Raw genomic sequence first — 20,886 nt, forward strand, 5'->3', positions numbered from 1 at the left:
CGGGCCCTCGTACCAGGGACAGTCCCCTCCCCCGTCGACCTCACGCATCACGCGGAGACCACCATGACCGAGTCCCACACCTCCACCCCTCCCCAACAGCCACCGACGGCCACCGGGGCGGACCCGACCGGCCGTCTGCAACGTGCCTCACTCGGCGTCACCGACATCGTCTTCTTCGTCGTGGCGGCCGCCGCCCCGCTCACCGTCATGGCCGGTATCGCTCCGCTCGCGATCCTTTTCGGCGGTATCGGCGCCCCGGTCGCCTACCTGGCGGTCGGCGTCGTACTGTGCCTGTTCGCGGTCGGTTTCACCGCCATGACGCCCCATATCCGCAACGCGGGCGCCTTCTACTCGTACATCGCCCGGGGCCTCGGCCGCCCAGCGGGACTGGGGGCCGCGCTGCTCGCGGTGTTCTCCTACAACGCCCTGCAGATCGGCACCTACGGGGCCCTCGGCTTCTTCGCCGCCGGCACCGCGAACGACCTCCTGGGCCTCGACCTGCCCTGGCCGGTCTACGCCTTCGCCGGGATCGCCGTGGTGTGGTTCCTCGGGTTCCGGTCGATCCACGTGGGCGCCAAGGTCCTCGCCACGTTGCTGATCGCGGAGACCGCGATCCTGGTGCTGCTGGCCGGCGCGATCCTCGTCAAGGGCGGTGCGGACGGCCTGAGCCTGGCCTCCTTCGCCCCCTCCAACGTCTTCACCTCGCAGATGAGCGCACCGCTGGGCCTCGCCATCGCCGCCTTCATCGGCTTCGAGGCCACCGCCCTCTACCGCGAGGAGGCCCGCGACCCCGACCGCACCGTCCCCCGCGCCACTTACCTGGCCGTCGGCTTCCTCGGCCTCTTCTACACGTTCGTCGTCTGGGTCATCGTCCAGGCCTTCGGCGACGACAACGCCGTCGGAACCGCGGCGCAGAACCCGGCCGAGATGTTCTTCACCGCCATGACCCGCTACGTGGGCGGCTGGGCCACCGACCTCCAGCGCGTGCTGATCGTCAGCAGCCTCCTGGCCTCCCTGCTCGCCTTCCACAACGCCATCACCCGCTACGGCTACGCGCTGGCCGTCGAGGGCACCGCCCCGGCCGGCCTGGGCCGCATCCACCCCCGGCACGGCTCGCCCTGGGTCTCCGGCATCGCGCAGACCGTACTCGCGGCCGTCGTCACCGCCGTGTTCGCCGCGATCGGCGCGCACCCGTACAACGAGTTCCTGCTGTGGGTGAACACACCCGGGGTGGTCGGCATCCTGGCGCTGCAGACGCTCGCGGCCTGCGCCGTGGTCGTCTTCTTCCGCCGCAACCGCGGCGTCGGCGCGGCGGGACGCCTGCGTACGGTGGCCGCGCCGGTGGCCGCCGCGCTCCTCCTCGCCGCGATCACGGGGCTGGTCTGCACACGCCTCAATCTCTTCACCGGTGCCGCACCCGCCGTCAACTGGACGCTGGTCGCGCTCACTCCGGTCATCTTCGCGACCGGCGCGGCACTTGCTCTGCGGATCCGCCGCAACCGGCCCGATGTCTACGCCAGGCTCGCCACCACGGACGTCGACTCCGTATGAGCGAGGGCACATGGCCCCGTCGCGGGACGGTGAGTCACCGCGACGGGGCCGCCGAACGGCTGAGGAGGGCCCCGGCTGTCACCGCACCCGGAGCCGAATCATTTCGGCCGGCGGCTCGGCCCCGGCGTCTCCAGGCGTGCCCCTGGCCGGGGCGAACGCCGTTACGCCCCGGCCGCCGCGATGAACTCGCGCACGGCGCTGCGCGGATCCCCCGAGCGGACCAGTGCCTCGCCGACCAGTACCACGTCGGCTCCCCAACCGCGGTACTCCGCGACATCCTTGGGGCCCGTCACTCCCGATTCCGCGACCCTGACCGTGCCTTCCGGGATGGCCGTCACGAGGTCGGCGAACACTTCGCGGTCCACGTCCAGCGTGGTCAGGTCCCGCGCGTTGATACCGAGGAGCTCCGCTCCTCCGGCGACAGCGCGCCGCACCTCGTCGGCCGTGTGCGCCTCCACGAGCGGCGTGAGCCCCAACTCCTTGCACAGCCCCATCAGGTCGGCGAGCTGGCCGTCGTCCAGCGACACGACCATCAGGAGCGCGAGATCGGCGCCGTGTGCGCGGGCTTCCCACAGTTGGTAGGGGTCGATGATGAAGTCCTTGCGCAGGACGGGCACATCGACCCGCGCGCGTACGGCGTCCAGATCGGCGAGAGAGCCGCCGAAACGCCTGCGTTCGGTCAGCACGCTGATCGCAGCGGCACCGCCTGCCGCGTACTGGGCCGCGAGCGACGCGGGGTCGGGAATGTCCGCCAGCGCACCCTTGCTGGGGCTCCTTCGCTTCACCTCGGCGATGATGGACACCCCGGGCACCCGGAACGCGGGCAGCGGGTCGATCGCGGGTGCCGCGTCCGCTGCCCTGGCGCGCAACTCCGCCGGCGGCGTCGCGCGCTTACGCTCTTCCAGGTCTTCACGGACTCCAGCGAGGATGCCATCAAGAATGCTCATTGCCCTCTTCCTTGTCGAATCGTCTGCCGCTGTGGACGTCCCCCGGCTCGGGTGAGGCCATGCATCACCCACGTCCGAGTCATGGGATCCGTGAAGTGTCGGCTCAGGCCGCATGCAGGTGCTCGGCGCCTCGCAGGCAGTCTCGGTGACCTGACGAGAGGCATGCCCAGGTCGTGTCGACGGGCAGTGGGCGCGACCATCAGCAATGCGGCTCCGCCTGGCCGCGCCCCTCCCCCACTGCCTCCGGTCTCGACCGGATTCCGCCGCAGGCGGGGCTCAGGCCAGGCCGAACCGCTCGGCGTGTACTTGCCGTTGGGGAACCCTGAGCATGCGCAGGGCGCCGAGCACGGCCGAAGTCATCGCGGGCGGGCCGCAGACGTACACGTCACGTTCGGTCAGGTCGGGGACCAGGGCGCGCAGGTTCTCCGGCTCGAACGGCGTGTTCCCCTCCCCCGTGCGGCCGGCGAGCAGGTACAGCCGCCCTCCGCGGTCCGCGACCAGGGCTCGTACCTCGTCGACCAGTACGGCGTCGTCCTCACTGCGCACCCGGTAGAGCACGACGACATCCCCGGCCGCTTCCTCCTCCAGCAGGGCTCGGACCGGCGTGATCCCCACCCCTCCGGCGATCAGCAGTGCGCCGGGCCGCGTTCGATGCAACGAGGTGAACGCCCCGTACGGCCCCTCGACGAACGCGCGGCTCCCGACCGGGACATGTGGCAGGCCGGCACTGGTGCTGCCGACCGCTCTGGCGGTCAGGCGCAACGTACGGCCGTCGGGTGCCGCCGACAGCGAGAACGGGTTCGCCAGCCACCAGTGGTTGTGCCCGGGGAACCGCCAGATGCAGAACTGCCCTGCACGGGCCGGCAGCTTGTCGAGATGGCGGCCCGTGACGCGCACCGACACCACGTCGTCCGACTCCACCACCACCTCCGCGACCCGGAACCTGTGATAGGCGTTGCGCCACAGAGGCATGACGATCCGGCCCGCGACCAGGGCACCGAACGCGAACAGCCACAGGGCCCACCAGTAGACCATCGCGAATGCGGAAGAGCTGAAGGTCGTGGTCTCCTGCAGTTGGTGGACGAACGCCAGCCCCAACGCCAGGTACAGCAGCAGGTGCACAGCGTGCCAGGTCTCGTACCGCAACCGCCGCCGCACCTGACGGACGGAGACCGCGGCGATCACGACGACGAACCCCGCGGCCAGCATCCCGAGCAGGGAGGCCGGCACTCCGGCGAGCGCGAAGAACGTCTTCGCCATCGGCGCGTCATCGAGCGTCGCGAAGCCCAGCACCACCAGCACGGCGTGCGTCAGGACCGTCCACAACAGGGTGAAGCCGACCCAGCGGTGCCACACCGTCAGCCGGTCCATGCCGATACGGCGGTCCAGCCAGGGCAGCCGGGCCACCAACAGCAGCTGGAACAGCATCAGTACGGCTGCGTGCAGCCCGAAGAACTTGGCGACCGTGAGCACCCCGTTCTTGCCGGTGCCGGCGGTGAGGAACAGCACCTCGACGATCACCAGGTTGGTGATGACAAACATCCACAGCGCCCACCGCGCCGCAACGACCGGAGATATGGTGCTTTGCCGCACCCGTGACATCGTCGCCTCCACCGCTTCCCCTTTCTTGCCCCACAGTGGCCATCTCCACCGGGGACGCCTCGGTCGCGACCAGGAACGTCCGCCGGTGAAGCGGCCGTTCCGGCGGCCGTCGCTCGGTAGGTTGAGCGATTAAGGTCTTAACCACAAGCCGTCACAGAACGAGCGGTGTCGCACGCGCTCAACGGCACCAGAGCGGCCCTCCCGCCAACCTCGCGGGCACCCTGTGCGCAGTCAGGCCCGTCTCACGGTGGCGGTCAGGAGACACGACGCCTTGTGTGCCTCATCGCGTAGGGCACGGGTCTTGGGCGACGCCGTCGTACCGCGATCGGCGGCGCAGGCTCAGGCCCCGGGCGAACACCGGTGGCGGGCGGCACGCGTGAGGCCGCCCGAGCCGCCGCACACGGTACCGGTCACCGTGACATGGCGTCCGCGCGGACGCACGTGTCCGGCCCTTGAGAGGAACAGAGGAACGACTTGACCTACAGCATCCGCGCGGGCGGCCTGGAGCGCCACACCGCCGAAGAGATCCTCCGCATCGAGCCCTGGGGGCCGCACGCGGTGCGGGTCCGGTCCTCGGCCGGGGCCATCGACCCCGCCGCTCCCGGAGCGCTGGAGAGCCCCTCACCCTCCCGGTACACCGAACCGTCCGTACGGGACGACGGCTCCGCTCGCCTGGTCAACGGCCGCCTCGCCGTCGAGGCCGCCGCGGACGGCCGGCTGAGGTTCCTGCACGCCGCCTCGGGCCGTGAACTCCTCGCCGACAAGGCCCCGTACAGTCACCATGCCGGCCCCCGTGTCCATGCGGCGGGCGGCCGGACGGAGCAGCACTTCGAGGCGTACGACGGGGAACGGCTGTACGGCCTGGGGCAGCATCTGCACGGACGCCTGGACCAGAAGGGCTGTGTGATCGACCTCGTCCAGGGCAACACCGTGGCCGCCGTTCCCGTTCTCCACTCCTCGCGCGGCTACGGACTGCTGTGGAACAACCCCGCCACCGGCCGCGTCGAACTGGGTGCCGACACCACCCGGTGGACCGCCGACGCCGGCGGACGTGTCGACTACTGGATCACCGTCGGCGACACCCCGGCCCAGATCATGGACGCGTACACCCGGGCCACCGGACGCCCACCCCTCCTCCCCCAGTGGGCGTCAGGTTTCTGGCAGTCCAAACTGCGCTACCGCACCCAGGACGAACTCCTCGCGGTGGCACGGCAGTACAAGGAACGCGGACTGCCGCTGTCCGTCATCGTCTGCGACTTCTTCCACTGGCCGAGGATGGGCGACTGGCGTTTCGAGCACAGCGAGTGGCCCGACCCCGCCGCCATGGTCGAGGAACTGACAGACCTCGGGGTGAAGCTCGCCGTCTCGGTGTGGCCGACCGTCGAACCCGGCAGCGACACCTACGACGAGCTGCGCACCTGCGGACACCTCGTACAGGACAAGGACGGCGGTCTGCTCACCTTTGCGTGGCCGTCCCGGGAGGCCGGGGAGGCGATGACACGCCCGATGGCGTACTACGACGCCACCCACCCCGGCGCGCGCGCCGCGCTGTGGCAGCGGCTGAACGACAACTACCGAGCGCTGGGCGTGGGGTGCTTCTGGCTGGACGCCTGCGAGCCCGATCTACCCCGGGAGGTCGCCGACCGCGCCGTCTACGCGGCCGGACCGGCCGCCGAGGTCGCGCACCTCTATCCCGTGCTGCACACCCGTGCGGTCGCCGACGGCCTGCGTGCGGCGGGTGAGGACCGGCCGCTGTCGCTGGTCCGCTCCGCGTGGGCGGGCAGCCAGCGTCACGGGGCCCTGCTGTGGTCCGGTGACATCCCCACCACCTTCGACTCCCTCGCACGTCAGATCAGGGCCGGGCTGAACGTCGCGATGAGCGGCATCCCCTGGTGGAACACCGACATCGGCGGCTTCGGCGGCGGCGACCCGGACGACCCCGCCTACCGTGAACTGCTGATCCGGTGGTTCCAGTACGGCACCTTCAGCCCCGTCATGCGGCTGCACGGGGACCGAAAGCCCAACCACCCCACGTTCTCCGCGGACATGACCGGCGGCCCGAACGAAGTGTGGTCCTACGGGGAGCAGGCGTACGGCATCCTCCGCGACCACCTGATGCTCCGCGAGCGGCTGCGCCCGTATCTGATGCGGCTGTCCGAGGAGGCCCACCGCACCGGCGCCCCGCCGATGCGCCCGCTGTTCTTCGACTTCCCCGAGGACGAGCAGGCATGGGACGTGGACGACCAGTTCCTGCTCGGACCCGATGTGCTGGTGGCCCCCGTGTACGAGGCGGGCGCGCGGGCCCGTCAGGTGTATCTGCCGGCCGGCGCGCACTGGCGTGACCCGGCCACCGGACATGTGCTGGAGGGCGGTACGACGCTCCAGGTGGACGCCCCGCTGGAGCGCGTTCCCGTCTTCGTCCGCGAGGGGGCCCACGTCGCCGCTCTGCTCGGCTGACGGACGATCCGGGCCGAGGGCCGTCCATGGTCGAGATCTCCTTCAGGACGTCGTCGACCTGCCGGAACCGAAGCGCTTCCAGGGGCGGCGGGCGGCGCCCGCCCGTCACTTCCGCACTGTCGTCCCGACGAGAAGGGGTTCGCCCGAGCGCAGGTGTTCCCTCAGCCACTGCTCGGTGTTGCTCACATGCAGCAGCGCGGCGGCCTGGCTGAGGGCGCCGTCGCGGGTGGACAGGGCGTTGAAGATCGCCTCGTGCTCGGCGAGGGTGCGGCCCGCGGCCTTGTCGTCGACCAGACCGCGCCAGATGCGGGCGCGCAGGGTGCGGCCGGAGATCCCTTCGAGGAGGGTGAGGAGGCTTTCGTTGCCCGTGGCCGAGACGACGACGCGGTGGAAGGCGGCGTCGTGGGCGTTGAGCTGTTCGACGTCGTCGCGGGCCTCGCGCATGGCGTCCAGGTGCCGCTTCACCTCGGCCAGCTGTTCATCGGAGATCCGGGTGGCGGCGAGCGCCGTGGCGACCGGTTCGAGGAGCCGCCGTACCTCCATGAGGTCCTGCAGGGCGACCGAGTCGCCCTGCAACAGCTCCACCGCACCGCCGAGCCCCTCCAGGAGCAGGCTCGGCTGGAGGCTGGTCACATAGGTGCCGTCACCTCGCCGGACTTCCAGGACCCGCGCGACGGCCAGTGCCTTGACCGCTTCCCGGGCGAGATTGCGGGACAGGCCCAGCTGCGCAGCCAGGTCCGGCTCCGGGGGTAGCTTCGAGCCCGGAGGCAGGGCACCGGTCCGGATCAGCTCGCGGATCTGCTCGATGGCCTTGTCCGTCAGAGACACCGCGCATCCCTCCCCCCAGCGTGCCCCGTGAGCACGTCCCACCTGATCAGCCCCTGAGCACGGAGGTTGTGCCAGAGACCGTCCGGGACGCGCTGATCTTGGAGTTTCACGTTCCGCACGATCTGTTCCGGGACCCGCATGCCGAGGGTGACGTTGATGATACTGGGATGCGTGCGCGGGCAGGACGTCGTCCAGCGCCGACCGCGCCGAGTGAGAAGCTCCAGGCATGCCGACTGCCTCACCCACATCGGCCGTGGTCTCGACCCGTGGCCCCGCTTCCTGATCTTCCTTGCCGGGTCGGAACGCCTGCTGCATGAGGGAGTTCGGGTGGCCGGCCACCGTCCGGACGTGAAGTTCGATCTCCTTCATCGCCAACAGCGCGGCGACCTCGAAAGTCGCCTCGCAGGAACTGTGGTCGTGCCTTTGCCGCCAGCACGAGAACGAGTTCGATGTCGATCCGTTGAACTGCTCTGCTACAGAGCAGGCCTTGGTCGAGTGCGACATGTCCCCGGCGGGCTGACGAGGAAGGTACCCGCTGAGTCTTCGACTGGTTCGACCACGACCCCCTGGAGCGCTGAACCGGCCCACCACTCCCTCTGCCGCACCGCCGGCTCCGGCAGGCGGTGGCGCCTCGTCGCCGCGATGCAGCCCAGCTGGAACCTGGGCAACAGCCTGGAAAAACGCGGCTACGCCCTCCGGGACAGGGCGCGGCTCGTCCTCACGGCCGGCACCCGCCTCCTGACCGACCGGCCCCTCGCCCTGGCTGCCACCTCCCCGGCAACCAGGGCACCCGCCTTTCCGCCCGCGACGCCGAGACCGTGCGGAATGCACAGGCCCAGCTCACGCGCGGCCTGGTGGACACCGGCGCCTGCGAGCCGTTCGCGATCAACTCCGCGGTGGGGCGGCCCTTCCGCCGGACCACGTGGTCACTTCGGTGCACTCCCTGTGACAGCGCAGGCCGTGTCGTTGAGGGTGTAGGAGGCCGGTGGGGCGGTGTTGCCGGTGTGGGCTGCCTGGAATCCGATGTCGACCGACGCCCCTGGAGCGACGGTGGCGTTGTGGGAGGCGTTCCTGGCCGTCACCCGGCCGGAGACGGCCGCGTAGTCCGCGTTCCAGCCGGAGGTGATGGTCTGGCCCTCGGGCAGGGTGAAGGCCAGGGACCAGCCGTCGATCGCGGTGGTGCCGGTGTTGGCGATGGTGATGTTCGACGTCAGGCCGGTGTTCCAGGCGCTGACGGTGCTGGTGACCCGGCAGGTCGCCGTCCCCGGCGGCGGGTTGGAGGTCTGGAACTGCGTGAAGAACTTCCAGACCTCTTGCGGCACCCAGGTCCGGGAACCACTGTCACCGGGGGTCCCGTCCTGCGGAGCGGCGATGTGCCCTTCGTCGAACGCGGCCCAGGCGACCGGATACCCGGCCGCGCATCCCGAGTAGGTGGTGACCCGGTGCGTCAGGCTGCCCTGCGCCGGCTCCGGCGGATTCTGGGGCGTGCACCGGTTGTTCCTGACGAACCTGTCCCGCAGTGCCCGTCCCCCGGAGATACCGAGGACACCGTCCCTGAGGCCGTGCACGCCGAGGTAGGCGATCGGCTGGGTTCCGCCGGCGCATCCGCTGAGCTGTCCGCCGCCCAGGACCGCGACCGCCCGGAAGACCGTCGCGCGGGAGCACGCGAGCGCGTACGACATGGCGCCGCCGTAGCTGAATCCCAGGGCGAAGCGCTGTGTCGTGTCGACGCACAGGGCCGCCTCGATCCGCCTGATCATGTCGTCGACGAAGGTGACGTCCTCCCCGCCGGCGTTGGCCCAGCCGTTGTTGAGGCCCTGGGGTGCGACGAAGACGGCGCTGTTGTTCGCCAGTCGCTGGAGCCCGTAGTAGGCCCAGGTGCCCGTTTCCACGGTGCGGCCGGTGGCGACATCGGTGGAGGTGCCTCCCAGCCAGTGGAACCCGAAGACCAGCCGGTGGGCGCGGTCGCGGTCGTAGCCGTCGGGGATGCGCAGGATGAAGTTCCGGTTCTTGCCGCCACTCTGGAGCGTGTGCGATCCGCTCGTCAGGGTGGGTGTCTTGCCACAACCGGAGCTCGGGGCGGCGGTACCGACGGATGCGGCAGCCGTGCCGGAGGCCGTGAGCGGGGCGCCCTCGCCCCGGCCGTGGCCCAGTGCCGTGCCTCCCATGCTCAGGACGACCAGCACCGCGACCACGGCGGTCCATAAGAGGGATCTTGTCCTCGTCATCGTCAAACTCCTCTTCTCAAGCGCGGTTGTTCCAGGAGCGGCAGTCCACTTGGCTCTGTGAGGGGGCGCCATGGGTGGTCACCGAGGGCGCCAAACAGCGGATGAAAGCTGAGCTGATACGGCAGTTCCGCATGGATGACCTCTCTTGGATCATCCGAACTTTCGATGGGATTTCGGATCGCCGATCCCACGGATGCTAGAGGGAACCCGGGCCATGTCAACACGTTCGTCGAACCATCCGCCCCATTGACCGGCAATCGACCATCGTCGATCGCACCCATCGTCGAAATGTTTCGCTACCAGTAGCGAATCCTGCGAGGCGTATTGACGGGAGCTCTCGGACTCCTATCATCCAGGATGCTCGCCCTCGATTGGCATTCGAATTCTCGAACACAGCGGGACCGATCGCCTCACGCAAGCACTCCCCAGAGAGATCGACACATGAATATGTCATGCTCTCAACAATCCGAAGGCTGCCCTTGGACGCCGGCCGCCGCGACCGGCCTGGTCACCGGCACCGACACCAAGGCCGCAAGCGCGCCCACGCCTCCGCCGGTCGAGTCCGGCCGCGCGCGAACGCGGACATCCGCCCCGGCACCTTCTCCCACCACACCAACGGCACCCAGGCACTCGGCGGCACGGTTCGCGCCACGCGGTTCTAGCTGTCCACGCCCTGAAGCGGCCCGCCGATCGCCAACGCACTGAGGAGGTCCACCGACCGCACCACGCAACCCCCCACCCACTCCACGAGGAGAACCATGAACCCGCTGAAACGGCTCGGCCGTCGCCGAGCCTCGGTGCTGTCCCTGCTGGCCGTGGCCGCCCTGGTGACACCAGAGGCCGCGACCGCCGCGCCCGAAGCGCCTGCCTCGCCCGACGCCGTCCGGGCCTCCACACTCGGCGCCCAAGCCGCCCAGTCCGGACGGTACTTCGGGACAGCGGTGGCCGCCGGAAAACTCGGGGACGGCGTGTACACCGGCATCCTGGACCGCGAGTTCAACTCGGTGACGGCCGAGAACGAGATGAAGTGGGACGCCACCGAGCGGTCCCGCGGCTCGTTCACCTTCGGCCCCGCCGACCAGATCGTGAACCGTGCCACGGCCCGAGGCCAGCGCCTGCGCGGCCACACGCTGGTGTGGCACTCCCAACTGCCCAGCTGGGTCAGCTCGATCACGGACGCCAACACGCTGCGCAGCGTGATGAACAACCACATCACCACGGTGGCGAACCGCTACAAGGGCCGGATCCACTCCTGGGACGTGGTCAACGAGGCCTTCGCCGACGGCGGCAGCGGCCAGCACCGCCCCTCGGTGTTCCAGAACCTGCTGGGCAACGGCTTCATCGAGCAGGCCTTCCGCACCGCCCGGTCGGCCGACCCGGCGGCCAAGCTCTGCTACAACGACTACAACATCGAGGACTGGAACGCCGCCAAGACCCAGGGCGTCTACCGCATGGTGCGCGACTTCAGGTCGCGCGGCGTGCCCATCGACTGCGTCGGCCTCCAGGCCCACTTCGGCGCCGGCGGTCCGCCCGCCAGTTTCCAGACCACGCTGTCGAGCTTCGCCGCCCTCGGCGTGGACGTACAGATCACCGAGCTCGACATCGCACAGGCACCGGCGAACGCGTACGCCAGCACGGTCAGGGCCTGCATGAACGTGGCGCGCTGCACCGGCATCACCGTCTGGGGCATCCGCGACAGCGACTCCTGGCGGGCCTCGGAGAACCCGCTGCTGTTCGACCGCGGCGGCAACAAGAAGGCGGCGTACAACGCGGCGCTGACGACGATGGGCGGCTCGGCCGCGACGAAACGGGCCGACGCCCGGCCCACTGACGCCCAGCCGGCCGACTCCCGCTCGCCCGGGTCCGCCGCCGCGCTGCCCTCCCGCTTCTCCTGGAGCTCCAGCGGAACGCTGATCTCACCGAAGTCGGACGCCACCCACAACATCGCCGGCATCAAGGACCCGACGGTCGTCCACCACAACGGCAAGTACCACGTGTTCGCCAGCACCGCGAGCGCCTCCGGATACAACCTGGTCTACCTGAACTTCACCGACTGGTCGCAGGCCGGCTCGGCCCCACACCACTACCTCGACCGCAGCGCCATCGGAGCCGGATACCGGGCCGCGCCGCAGGTCTTCTACTACGCGCCCCAACGCCTCTGGTACCTCGTGTACCAGACCGGCAACGCGTCCTACTCCACCAACCCCGACATCAGCAACCCGAGCGGGTGGAGCGCACCGCGCAACTTCTACTCCTCGATGCCCGACATCATCAGGCAGAACATCGGCAACGGCTACTGGGTCGACATGTGGGTGATCTGCGACAGCGCCAACTGCTACCTGTTCTCCTCCGACGACAACGGACACCTGTACCGCTCGCAGACGACCGTCGGCCAGTTCCCGAACGGCTTCACCAACACCGTCATCGCGGCCCAGGACTCCAAGTACGCCATGTTCGAGGCGAGCAACGTGTACAAGGTGCAGGGCGCCAACCAGTATCTGCTCCTCGTCGAGGCCATCGGATCGGACGGCCGGCGCTACTTCCGCTCCTGGACGACGAGCAACCTCGCCGGCTCCTGGACGCCCCTGGCCGCATCCGAGAACAACCCCTTCGCCAGGTCGAACAACGTCACCTTCCCCTCAGGCTCCTGGACCCGGGACATCAGCCACGGCGAGATGATCCGGGCCGGCTACGACCAGACACTGACCATCCCCGCCTGCCGGCTCCAGTACCTCTACCAGGGCATGAACCCCAACGCGAGCGGCGACTACAACACCCTCCCATGGCGACTCGGCCTCCTCACCCAGACCAACCCGACCTGCTGACCGACGCGTGCCGTGGGGAGCGCATCCGACGGGAGCGCTCCCCACACTCGCCGCCGACCTCCGGACACATCCCTGTCAGAAAGCCGAGGTAACGCCATGCGCCGCAGACTTCTCGCCCTGGTGACAGCACTCTCCTCGCTGCCCCTGGCGCTCGCCGCCGCGCCGCCCGCCCACGCGGCCGACCCGACGACCATGACCAACGGGTTCTACGCGGACCCCGACTCCAGCGCGAAGCGGTGGGCCGCCGCCAACCCCGGTGACGGCCGGGCACCCGCCATCAGCGCTTCGATCGCCAACACCCCGACGGCCCGCTGGTTCGGCTCCTGGAGCGGCACCATCGGCACCGCCACCGGCGCGTACGTGGGAGCCGCGGACGCCCGGGACAAGCTGCCCCTCCTCGTCGCCTACAACATCTACAACCGCGACTACTGCGGCGGGCACTCCGCGGGCGGAGCATCCTCGGCGTCCGCCTACGCGAACTGGATCGCCCAGTTCGCGGGCGGAATCGCCGCCCGCCCGGCCGTCGTCATCCTCGAACCGGATTCCCTCGGGGACTACGGCTGTATGACCCAGGCCCAGATCGGCGAACGCAGGAGCATGCTGACCGGAGCGCTCGCCGAGTTCAACCGTCAGGCCCCCAACACCTGGGTCTACCTCGACGCCGGCAACCCGGCTTGGGCGAGCGCGATGACCATGGCCCAGCGCCTTCACGAAGCCGGCGTCCGGCAGGCCCACGGCTTCTCCCTCAACGTCTCCAACTACCTGACCACGGCCGAGAACACCGCGTACGGCGCCGCCGTCAACAGGGAGCTCAGCGCCCGGTACGGCTACACCAAGCCGTTCGTCGTGGACACCAGCCGCAACGGCAACGGCTCCAACGGCCAGTGGTGCAACCCTTCAGGCCGCCGGATCGGCGCCCCCACCCAACTGGGCGGCGGCGCCGAGATGCTCTTGTGGATCAAGGTCCCGGGTGAGTCCGACGGCAACTGCGGCGTGGGAACCGGCTCCTCGGCCGGACAGTTCCTCCCGGAGGTCGGCTACAAGATGATCTACGGCTACTGATCCGGAGCCGCTCCGGCGCGGATCCGCGGGCCGAGGTCGACCCCGCCTGAGCAAGACGCGGACCGACCTCGGCCCTGACGTGGAGTCAGCCACCATGGGCCGTTGCTCCGTCGTAGTCGCCACCGAAGAGGAGCCATTTATGGGTGGCATCGCTCAAGGCGGGCGCCCCTCTCGCTCCGGCATCGGGCGGGCTCCCCGTACGGGACACCGCGTCCGTTGGTGGCGAGGTAGACCCGGCCGTGGATGCGTGGGTCGGTTGCAGCTCTCGATGGCGCCGACCATGGCCGATCAGGTCGAACCGTCGGCCCAGGAGCAGGTAGATCTCACGCAGCGCGGCCGGTAGGAAGCAGCCAAGGGCTGTCAGTTGAAGATGTCCAGGAGGTCCAGCCAGGAGCCTGCGTCGTCGGTGGGGCGGGGCCGCATCGGGCGCGGATCCGGGTAGGTTGCCGCTGCGGCCCTCGCGCGGACGATGTCGGGCCCGCCGCACGCCTCGACCGCGAAGGCGCCGAAAACCTTGGCGAACGCGGCCGGGTCGCGGAACTCCACGCCGAACGCCCGGCCGTCCCGCAGCGGCACCCACACCACCCGGTCGAACCGTGGCCATTCCAGCACTGGCTGGTCGTCCGCGGTGGACCGCCCCTCCAGCCACAGCCGCGCCACATGCAGCAGGTTCACCTTCTCCATCGGCAGCCGCTTGCGCCGCACCCGCAGTTCACGCGCCGTCAGCTCGACGCGCTGGTCCTTCTTCGGGTACCAGACGACGCCGACACCGAACGGCACCCACAGCAGGATCCCGATCATCGGCCAGACCAGAGCGTCGCCCCACGACCGAAGCAGCCCGCCGTCCAGCAGGTACAGGATCCCGAAGACCAGAACCCACTTCGCCGTCATCCGCCAGAACCCAGTGCCCTGCCGGTACAGGACCCGCCGTTTCCCCGTCATCGCCATGCCCGCACGCTATCCGCCGCCCCGCAGCTCACCGCAGGCGGCCTTCGCCACCGCAGGGGCGGGTGCCGTCACCGACGCCACCCGCCGATGCGCCTCGCCCCGCTCCGCGGCCGGTGAGAGTCTGGGCCGGTGCTCATAAAGGGATTCGAGAACGCCCCTGTTGTCATGGGGGAGGAACTGCTGTCACTACCGGGGTTCTGGGCGGCCTACCTGATGTGGCTGAGCCAGACAGAGGAGTACGACCCGGTTCCGACATGGTTCGGCGTCGACGGGGCCGATGCCGACGCGGCCTGTGATGCGCTGGGCGACGAGGACCGGTGGCCTGTCTTCCGGATCCCCTTCGCGGACGGCCACACTGCGGTGGTCCTCGGTTGCAACATTCCCGACGACCCGGGAACGCAGTACTTCATCACCCACCCCGAGTGGACACGGCACGGCTTCCTGGCCGGCGTCGACGGCCACCAGGCGGGCCCGGGACTCTCCTGGCGAGAGCTCCACCACATCGCCCGCACGCCCGACCTCAACGCCCCGGGAATCCACGCCGCATACGCACGCCTGCTCCTCCTGCTGCCCGCGCTCGGCGACCAGGACCTACCGGAGGAGGCCCCAGGCATTCTCGGCGACGCGCTGGCGCAGGCGGGCGTCCCCGCAACACTGGCGCCGCACCTCGCAGCCGCACTCCTCGCAGACCATCCCTTGTGGGAGCCGGCTCAATGGACCCTTCCGGCCGCCTCCCCGCTCTCCGGCAGCCAGGAACCCTTCCACGGAATCCTGCACTGCGACGGGTCCATGAGTCCGCGGTGCGGCACTCACCTCGCCCAGGGCATCACCCGGGAGCAGAGCGACCGACTGGCCCACGCACTCGGCACCTGGACCGCCTCATGAACGGTGCGCGCACAGCCATGGGCCAGGCTGCAACGGGGCCAGCAAAGGTCCTCCACGTACGCTGCGCCCCGTCCACGCGCAGGCCAGGGCCCGCTCGTTCCGTGGTCGGTTGTGCCCGAGCCCGCTAATTTGGCACAGACGACAGGGGGGAAGCGATGCGTATGCCCATCGGGGAGCGAATCTTCTTGGTGCTGGTGTTCGCACCGGAGAGCGGGTTCCTGGCCGCCTGGTTCACGGCCATAGTCATGGAAGGCCCTATGGACCAGCGCCCCACGGCGTCACTGCTGTGGACAGTCGGGCTCTCGGTCTTCGTGTTCGTCGCCTGTCTGGTCTGGTACCTGACCGGCCGTCCGGACCAGAACACCTCGGGGCCCAGGTCACTCGGTGAGACGGAGAGCGCCTGGGCCGCAGAGGAAGGTGGCGGTGGCACCGACAGCTGCGGCAGCGGCGGTGGCGACTGACGCCCCCGTTACGTCTCTCCCGTCTGGAACGGTTGGAGCTGGGAGTGGTGACCCGGCCGTGTCCGTCTGAGCCGGTGGACCGGGTGGTCAGCGGGGCCGGGCGCTCGGAGAATCGTCAGAGTCTGCTGTCCGCCCGGTACACGGTGTACTTCGTGCCGGCGATGTGTTCGTTGAGGGCTTGGCTCAGTCACTGGCGCCCTGCCCCCGTACAACTCGCGTGACACCACCGCTGGTTTCACGGGGCGCCGTCCGGTGCGCCGGCGGCGCAGATAGTGGGCGAGCGCGGGATACATGGCGACGATCGACGCGTAGCCGGCGAACAACCCAGCCGTGTCGTTCTCGAAGTCCCAGGAGCCGAAGGAGCAGTACCCGACGAGCTTGGCACCGTTGTCCAGGTCGACGGACGACTTCACTCCGTAGCCGATGGCCACCAGGACAGAACGATCTCCACGGCGATGACCCAGGCGACAGGGCCCAGCTAGGACCAGGGCAGGACGAGGGCGCCCCAGGCGACGACGGGGCCAAGGGCGACGATGCCGCCGGTGTAGGTGATGACCTGGCGATAGAAGCGGCGAGAGTCGACGCCGCGCGCGTTGGCCAGGACTAGGGCGCCATTGGTGGAGAAGGGCGAGGTGTCGACGATCGTGGTGGACACGGCGAGGGCGGCGATCAGCCCGGCAGCGCTGAGGTGACTGGAGAGCAACAGCGGCACGGCGATGGGGATGATCGCGGTGAGGATCGCGGTGGACGAAGCGAAGGCCGAGGTGATGGCCACGGTGAAACACAGGAGCAGGGCGACGACAAGCGGGGCACTCAGACCGGCGACACTCTCGGAGATGTCCTCGATCACCCCGGCGTGCTCCAGCATGGCGATGTACGTCATCATGCCCGCGACCAGCAGCAGCGTGGACCAGCTGATGCCTTCGACGGCCTTCTCCTGCCGCTTCATGTCCACCACGGCCAGCAAGGCGCCTGCGGCCAGGGCGAGGAAGCCGATCTCCAGCTGGAAGCCGAGCGCGCCCACGATCAGGCCGACCAGACAGGCGAGGGTCAGCCACTGCCGCCAGTCGGGCCTGCCGGAAACGGCCGGATCCTCGTCTTCGACGGTCGTTTCGTCCTGCTCGGCCAGTGGGACGGGCCGCTTGGCCAGCAGCACGTACGTGAGGAGCGACAGCACCAGGTTGATCACGAAGCTGGCGGCGAACAGAGCAACCGGAGAAACGGCCAGCTCGGTCTTGTCGACCATGTCGAGCACCAGCGCACCGGAGACGGCGAGCGGCGAGAACGCACCGGCGTGGCCGCCGCTGATCACCATCATGCCGACCACGAGCGGGTTCAGCTTGTAGCGGTAGGCGAAGTTCATGCCGATCGGCACGAGGATCGCGACAGCAGCGGGGGTGAAGGTGCCGAACGCCGTCAGCAGTGCCGCGATCAGGAACAGCACCCAGGGGATCAGCACGACCCGCCCGCGGACCAGCCGCACGCCGGCCGCGACGAGCAGATCGATGGTGCCGTTGCGGCGGGCGACGGAGAACAGGTAGGTGACTCCCACGATCGTCACGAACAACTTCACCGGAAAGCCCTCGAAGATCTCGTCCTCGGTGAGGCCGAGTGAGGCGGTGCCGACCGTGAACGTAGCGACAAAGGCGAGTATGCCCAGGTTGATCGGGAGCACGGTACCGACCACGAACATCACCAGGAGCGCGCTTACAGAAATCACTTCAGCAGACATCTTTGTCCTTGGTGCAGGAAGGAAGGGGAGAGCGCGCCCCGAGGGCGCGGGGCTGCCCCGGGGGCGGTGGGGGGGGCGCCCGGGGGAGCGTTTCAGCCCGGTTCAGGAGGCTTGCCGTGCTCCTGATTCCGGTACGTAGATACGCGCATCGGCGAGCAGCCGGGCGGCCCGCTGCACGGTGACCCGGCCCGGGAGGCCTTCGCGAAGGTCCGAGCAGCGGACTGCCACGACGCCTGCGGCGGTGCCCAGGCGCAGCCACTCACCGGTCGGCCCGCCTGCGGCCCGGGAGACCACCGTGTCCTCCAGCAGGCCCGCGGCCGCGACGGCGACCGCGGAGGTGAGGCCGATCGCCGGGTGGGGGGCGTTCATGGTGAGCATGCGCACCGAGACGTCGTAGTCCTCGGCGGCGACCGACTCGCCCAGCGTGGTGGTGTACGGCACCGGAGGGCCGACCAGGCCCACCTTGGGCACCGCGTCACCTGGCTCCTGACCCGGCTTGAGGAGCCCCATCAGCGGCGCGGCCGCGTGGCGGACCGCTCGCAGCCAGGGCACGTCGGCGCGCACTTGCTCCAGGGACTCGGCACCGGAGCGTCCGGTACCGTGCGTGTCCACCAGGACCACGGGGGCTCCCGCGTCCACCATGCTCACCCGCTGAGGCTCGGCGGCACCGAGTCGCAGTTCGTCGGTTGCCCGTCCGGTGGGCAGTAACGAGCCGGTGGTGCCGCCGGCGGGGCGGAGGAAGGTGAGGCCGACCGCCACACCGCCGGCCAAGGTGCCCGGCACGGTCTGGTCACCGAACTCGTGCACCACACCGCCTGTGGTGTCGACCACCCCTTCCAGTACGGCGCCGGTATTGCTGTTCCGCATCACCACGCGAGTACGGTCACCGGTGATGGGCACCAGCCCTTTCGCGACGGCGTACAAGGCGATTCCGGTGGCGCAGTTGCCACAGTTGCTGGTCCACTCGATCGTGCCGGTGCCGATGCCGACCTGCGCGAACAGGTAGTCGACATCTATTCCGGGTTCGGGGGAAACGCCGACGACGGCCGCCTTGGAGGTGGTCGGTGTCGCTCCGCCCACCCCGTCCAGCTCCACCGGGTCGGTGGAGCCGTACGCGGAGACCAGCAGCTTCTCCAACGCGCTGCGGTCGGTGGGGACATGAACCTGGCTGAACAACCAGCACTTGCTGGTGCCGCCACGTACCAGGGTCGCGGGAATGTGCACAGTTGAGGCTCTTCCTGGGTCACACGAGGGGGAACACCGGTGCGGATGATTACGGGCACATTGCGCTCCGGTGAACCGCTCCGGCGAATGCGACGACCTTCCCAGCCGCGTGACTTTGGCACAATGGCAGTTTCCTTCACCTCGGTTTAGCTCAGCTAAACTCTCCGGCATGCTGAACGTGCGCCGTCTGCTCCTGCTCACCGAGGCCGCCGAGCGCGGCTCGCTCACCGCCGCGGCGGAGGCGATGGGCATGACCACCTCCGCCGCCTCCCAGCAGATGTCCCTGCTGGAACGGGAGGCCGGGCAGCCCCTGATCGAACGATTGCCGCGCGGTATCCGCACCACTCCGGCGGGCGCCGCCCTGGCCGAGCGCGGGCAGGCCATCCGTCGCGAACTGAGCGCCGCGGAAGCCGACTTGGATGCCTTCGCCGACCTCGACCAGGGCACTCTCAGACTCGGTTCCTTCCCCACCGCGAGCGCCTCGCTGCTACCGCTCGCCCTCACCCGTTTCAGTCGCCGCCACCCCGATGTCCGGACCGTCGTACGTGCCGGAGTCCTGGACCAGTTGCGCGAGATGCTGCACACCGGAGAGGTCGAGCAGGCGCTGCTGTGGGACTACGAGTGGAACCGCGTCAACGATGACGCGCTCACCCTCACCCATCTCCTCGACGATCCGACCGTTCTGGTCGTCCCCGCCGACTCCCCGCTGCGCACACTGCCCTCGCTGCGCCTCAGCGACCTCTCCGACCAGGAGTGGATCACCCGCGCCGACAACCACCCCGTCGCCGACGTGCTGCGCCGTAGCTGCCACCGAGCCGGGTTCGAACCGCGCATCGCCTATGCCTCGCACGACTACCAGGAAGGCCAGGCCATGGTCGCGGCCGGACTGGGCATCGCCCTCGCTCCCCGACTCGCCCTGACCAGCCGCCGCAGCGACGTCCGCCTCCTGCCGTTCGGATCCGACGTCCCCGCCCCGACCCGCCGCATCCTGCTCGCCCGCGCCGCGTCACGCGCCGCCACCCCGCCCGCCCGGGCCATGGCCGACGTTCTGCGCGCCGTGGCGCAGCGGTTCACCGGAGCCCACCTGGACCGCACCCAGCTCGGCGCCGTGCGCAGGGGCGGGTCTGGGCGCGCCTGACCTCATGTCAGCGAAGGCCGTTTCTTCACGGTGTGCAAGGTCGTCAGCCGGACCGGGGCAGGTTGTTGCTGGTCTCTGTACCTACTTGATGCGGTCGAGGAAGCCGAGCACCCGATGGTTCACCTGCTGGGCGGCCTGTTCGTCGTAGGACGGCAGGCTGCTGTCGGTGAACAGGTGTCTGTCGCCGGGGTAGAGGAACAACTCGGCGTCCGCCGCCGTCCCGACGAGTGCGCGAGCGGCGTCCACATCGCCCTCCCCCGCGAAGAAGGGATCCGCGTCCATGCCGTGGACCTGGACCGGGACGTCCTGGGGCCAGGCGCCGCAGAATTCCGAGACCGGGACGCATGCCTCAAGCAACAGTGCGCCCTTCGCGCCGGGGCGGGTCTGGGCCAGTCTCTGTGCCGACAGGACACCGAGTGAGAATCCGACGTAGACGAGTTCCGCGGGCAGCTTCTCGGCAGCGGCGGTTCCGCGCGCGGTGATCGTGTCGAACCCGGCGCTCTCGGCGTAGCCGATGCCCTCCTCAAGACTGTCGAACACCTGCCCCTCGTACAGGTCCGGGGCGTGGACGGTGTGTCCGGCCCGGCGCAACCGCTCGGCGAACTCGCGAACGCCCGCGGTCAGCCCGTGTCCATGATGGAAGACCAGCACCTCGGCCATGTCGCTCCCCTCGTGCCGCGGTGCCCGTGTGGCGCCGCGGCACGAGTATGGCCCGCGGCACTGACACCGGGGGCCCTGGACACCGTTGCCGTTGGCCGGGCGGGTGTCGGCCGTGACAGCCGGGCGAGGACGGGGCCTTGACACATAACGGACTGATAAACCGCGTTGCACCGATAATCACTGCTTCGAGGTAAGCATCTTGTCTCCCTGGTGGATGCGGCCAGTCCGGCGGCTAGGTTTCTGCCGGTGGACGGATTCCCGTGATCCTTCTCGCTCGTCACCCACTCCTCCGTGTCTTTCGTTCGGCGTACCCGTCTGCGCCGAACGACCCGCCGTGC

17 protein-coding genes are annotated in these 20,886 nt (G+C 69.5%); 9 read left to right on the forward strand and 8 right to left on the reverse strand.

Annotated features, from left to right (window positions below; genetic code table 11):
• Positions 1-63 precede the first annotated feature (63 nt).
• A complete protein-coding gene (locus tag ABT147_RS00400; protein WP_351401109.1) occupies positions 64-1,551 on the forward strand; it encodes an APC family permease in 1,488 nt (495 codons plus the stop codon).
• A gap of 161 nt (positions 1,552-1,712) precedes the next feature.
• Here ABT147_RS00400 and trpC read toward each other — a convergent pair whose 3' ends face one another.
• Entirely contained in the window at positions 1,713-2,498 is a 786-nt protein-coding gene (gene trpC / locus ABT147_RS00405; protein ID WP_351401111.1) for an indole-3-glycerol phosphate synthase TrpC, read from the reverse strand.
• A 276-nt stretch (positions 2,499-2,774) separates the two neighbouring features.
• Positions 2,775-4,040: a ferredoxin reductase family protein gene (locus ABT147_RS00410; protein ID WP_351401113.1), complete on the reverse strand. Its 1,266-nt coding sequence runs from the start codon at positions 4,038-4,040 to the stop codon at positions 2,775-2,777.
• 534 nt (positions 4,041-4,574) lie between these two features.
• Here ABT147_RS00410 and ABT147_RS00415 point away from each other — a divergent pair.
• Positions 4,575-6,557 carry a glycoside hydrolase family 31 protein gene (locus ABT147_RS00415; protein ID WP_351401115.1) on the forward strand — a complete coding sequence of 661 codons (1,983 nt, stop codon included), beginning with the start codon at positions 4,575-4,577 and terminating at the stop codon, positions 6,555-6,557.
• Between the two features lie 105 nt (positions 6,558-6,662).
• On the opposite strand, the gene ABT147_RS00420 is transcribed toward ABT147_RS00415, so the two are convergent.
• Entirely contained in the window at positions 6,663-7,385 is a 723-nt protein-coding gene (locus tag ABT147_RS00420) for a FadR/GntR family transcriptional regulator (RefSeq protein ID WP_351401117.1), read from the reverse strand.
• 926 nt (positions 7,386-8,311) lie between these two features.
• Positions 8,312-9,571: a CE1 family esterase gene (locus ABT147_RS00430; RefSeq protein ID WP_351401925.1), complete on the reverse strand. Its 1,260-nt coding sequence runs from the start codon at positions 9,569-9,571 to the stop codon at positions 8,312-8,314.
• A gap of 494 nt (positions 9,572-10,065) precedes the next feature.
• On the opposite strand from ABT147_RS00430, the gene ABT147_RS00435 reads away from it, so the two are divergent.
• From ABT147_RS00435 to ABT147_RS00445, 3 genes are all read left to right on the forward strand, one after another.
• Positions 10,066-10,275 carry a hypothetical protein gene (locus ABT147_RS00435; RefSeq protein WP_351401120.1) on the forward strand — a complete coding sequence of 70 codons (210 nt, stop codon included), beginning with the start codon at positions 10,066-10,068 and terminating at the stop codon, positions 10,273-10,275.
• Between the two features lie 96 nt (positions 10,276-10,371).
• Complete coding sequence (locus tag ABT147_RS00440) at positions 10,372-12,438, forward strand: glycoside hydrolase (RefSeq protein WP_351401121.1); 2,067 nt, start codon at positions 10,372-10,374, stop codon at positions 12,436-12,438.
• 96 nt (positions 12,439-12,534) lie between these two features.
• Positions 12,535-13,500 carry a glycoside hydrolase family 6 protein gene (locus ABT147_RS00445; protein WP_351401123.1) on the forward strand — a complete coding sequence of 322 codons (966 nt, stop codon included), beginning with the start codon at positions 12,535-12,537 and terminating at the stop codon, positions 13,498-13,500.
• Between the two features lie 360 nt (positions 13,501-13,860).
• Here the strand turns inward: ABT147_RS00445 and ABT147_RS00450 are convergent, their stop codons facing one another.
• On the reverse strand, positions 13,861-14,448 hold the full coding sequence (locus tag ABT147_RS00450; RefSeq protein ID WP_351401125.1) for a hypothetical protein: 588 nt from the start codon (positions 14,446-14,448) through the stop codon (positions 13,861-13,863).
• Between the two features lie 129 nt (positions 14,449-14,577).
• On the opposite strand from ABT147_RS00450, the gene ABT147_RS00455 reads away from it, so the two are divergent.
• The 3 genes from ABT147_RS00455 to ABT147_RS00465 all read left to right on the forward strand — a co-directional run bounded on the left by ABT147_RS00455 (position 14,578) and on the right by ABT147_RS00465 (position 16,015).
• Positions 14,578-15,333, forward strand: a complete 756-nt coding sequence (locus tag ABT147_RS00455; protein WP_351401127.1) for a hypothetical protein — start codon at positions 14,578-14,580, stop codon at positions 15,331-15,333.
• Between the two features lie 155 nt (positions 15,334-15,488).
• Positions 15,489-15,794 carry a hypothetical protein gene (locus ABT147_RS00460; protein ID WP_351401129.1) on the forward strand — a complete coding sequence of 102 codons (306 nt, stop codon included), beginning with the start codon at positions 15,489-15,491 and terminating at the stop codon, positions 15,792-15,794.
• 47 nt (positions 15,795-15,841) lie between these two features.
• Positions 15,842-16,015: a hypothetical protein gene (locus ABT147_RS00465; protein WP_351401131.1), complete on the forward strand. Its 174-nt coding sequence runs from the start codon at positions 15,842-15,844 to the stop codon at positions 16,013-16,015.
• A 257-nt stretch (positions 16,016-16,272) separates the two neighbouring features.
• Here ABT147_RS00465 and ABT147_RS00470 read toward each other — a convergent pair whose 3' ends face one another.
• Together ABT147_RS00470 and ABT147_RS00475 are read right to left on the reverse strand one after the other, a co-directional pair.
• Complete coding sequence (locus ABT147_RS00470) at positions 16,273-17,526, reverse strand: SLC13 family permease (RefSeq protein ID WP_351401133.1); 1,254 nt, start codon at positions 17,524-17,526, stop codon at positions 16,273-16,275.
• Between the two features lie 102 nt (positions 17,527-17,628).
• Positions 17,629-18,750 (reverse strand): PrpF domain-containing protein, encoded by a 1,122-nt coding sequence (locus ABT147_RS00475; RefSeq protein WP_351401135.1) that lies wholly within the window; start codon positions 18,748-18,750, stop codon positions 17,629-17,631.
• Positions 18,751-18,919: 169 nt separating this feature from the next.
• Here ABT147_RS00475 and ABT147_RS00480 point away from each other — a divergent pair, with 169 nt between their 5' ends.
• Positions 18,920-19,888 carry a LysR family transcriptional regulator gene (locus tag ABT147_RS00480; RefSeq protein ID WP_351401138.1) on the forward strand — a complete coding sequence of 323 codons (969 nt, stop codon included), beginning with the start codon at positions 18,920-18,922 and terminating at the stop codon, positions 19,886-19,888.
• Positions 19,889-19,969: 81 nt separating this feature from the next.
• Here ABT147_RS00480 and ABT147_RS00485 read toward each other — a convergent pair whose 3' ends face one another.
• Positions 19,970-20,548, reverse strand: coding sequence for a dienelactone hydrolase family protein (locus tag ABT147_RS00485; RefSeq protein ID WP_351401140.1), 579 nt, complete (start codon positions 20,546-20,548; stop codon positions 19,970-19,972).
• Positions 20,549-20,886 lie beyond the last annotated feature (338 nt).

This window comes from Streptomyces sp. NPDC001868, from assembly GCF_040297125.1.
Taxonomy (GTDB): Bacteria; Actinomycetota; Actinomycetes; order Streptomycetales; family Streptomycetaceae; genus Streptomyces.

What these genes read in the sequence shown, in the direction of transcription:
- ABT147_RS00400 (WP_351401109.1), top strand. Translation starts at nt 64, where the DNA reads ATGACCGAGTCCCACACCTCCACCCCTCCCCAACAGCCACCGACGGCC.
- trpC (WP_351401111.1), bottom strand. Translation starts at nt 2,498, where the DNA reads ATGAGCATTCTTGATGGCATCCTCGCTGGAGTCCGTGAAGACCTGGAA.
- ABT147_RS00410 (WP_351401113.1), bottom strand. Translation starts at nt 4,040, where the DNA reads ATGTTTGTCATCACCAACCTGGTGATCGTCGAGGTGCTGTTCCTCACC.
- ABT147_RS00435 (WP_351401120.1), top strand. Translation starts at nt 10,066, where the DNA reads ATGCTCTCAACAATCCGAAGGCTGCCCTTGGACGCCGGCCGCCGCGAC.
- ABT147_RS00440 (WP_351401121.1), top strand. Translation starts at nt 10,372, where the DNA reads ATGAACCCGCTGAAACGGCTCGGCCGTCGCCGAGCCTCGGTGCTGTCC.
- ABT147_RS00445 (WP_351401123.1), top strand. Translation starts at nt 12,535, where the DNA reads ATGCGCCGCAGACTTCTCGCCCTGGTGACAGCACTCTCCTCGCTGCCC.
- ABT147_RS00450 (WP_351401125.1), bottom strand. Translation starts at nt 14,448, where the DNA reads ATGGCGATGACGGGGAAACGGCGGGTCCTGTACCGGCAGGGCACTGGG.
- ABT147_RS00460 (WP_351401129.1), top strand. Translation starts at nt 15,489, where the DNA reads ATGCGTATGCCCATCGGGGAGCGAATCTTCTTGGTGCTGGTGTTCGCA.
- ABT147_RS00470 (WP_351401133.1), bottom strand. Translation starts at nt 17,526, where the DNA reads ATGTCTGCTGAAGTGATTTCTGTAAGCGCGCTCCTGGTGATGTTCGTG.
- ABT147_RS00480 (WP_351401138.1), top strand. Translation starts at nt 18,920, where the DNA reads ATGCTGAACGTGCGCCGTCTGCTCCTGCTCACCGAGGCCGCCGAGCGC.
- ABT147_RS00485 (WP_351401140.1), bottom strand. Translation starts at nt 20,548, where the DNA reads ATGGCCGAGGTGCTGGTCTTCCATCATGGACACGGGCTGACCGCGGGC.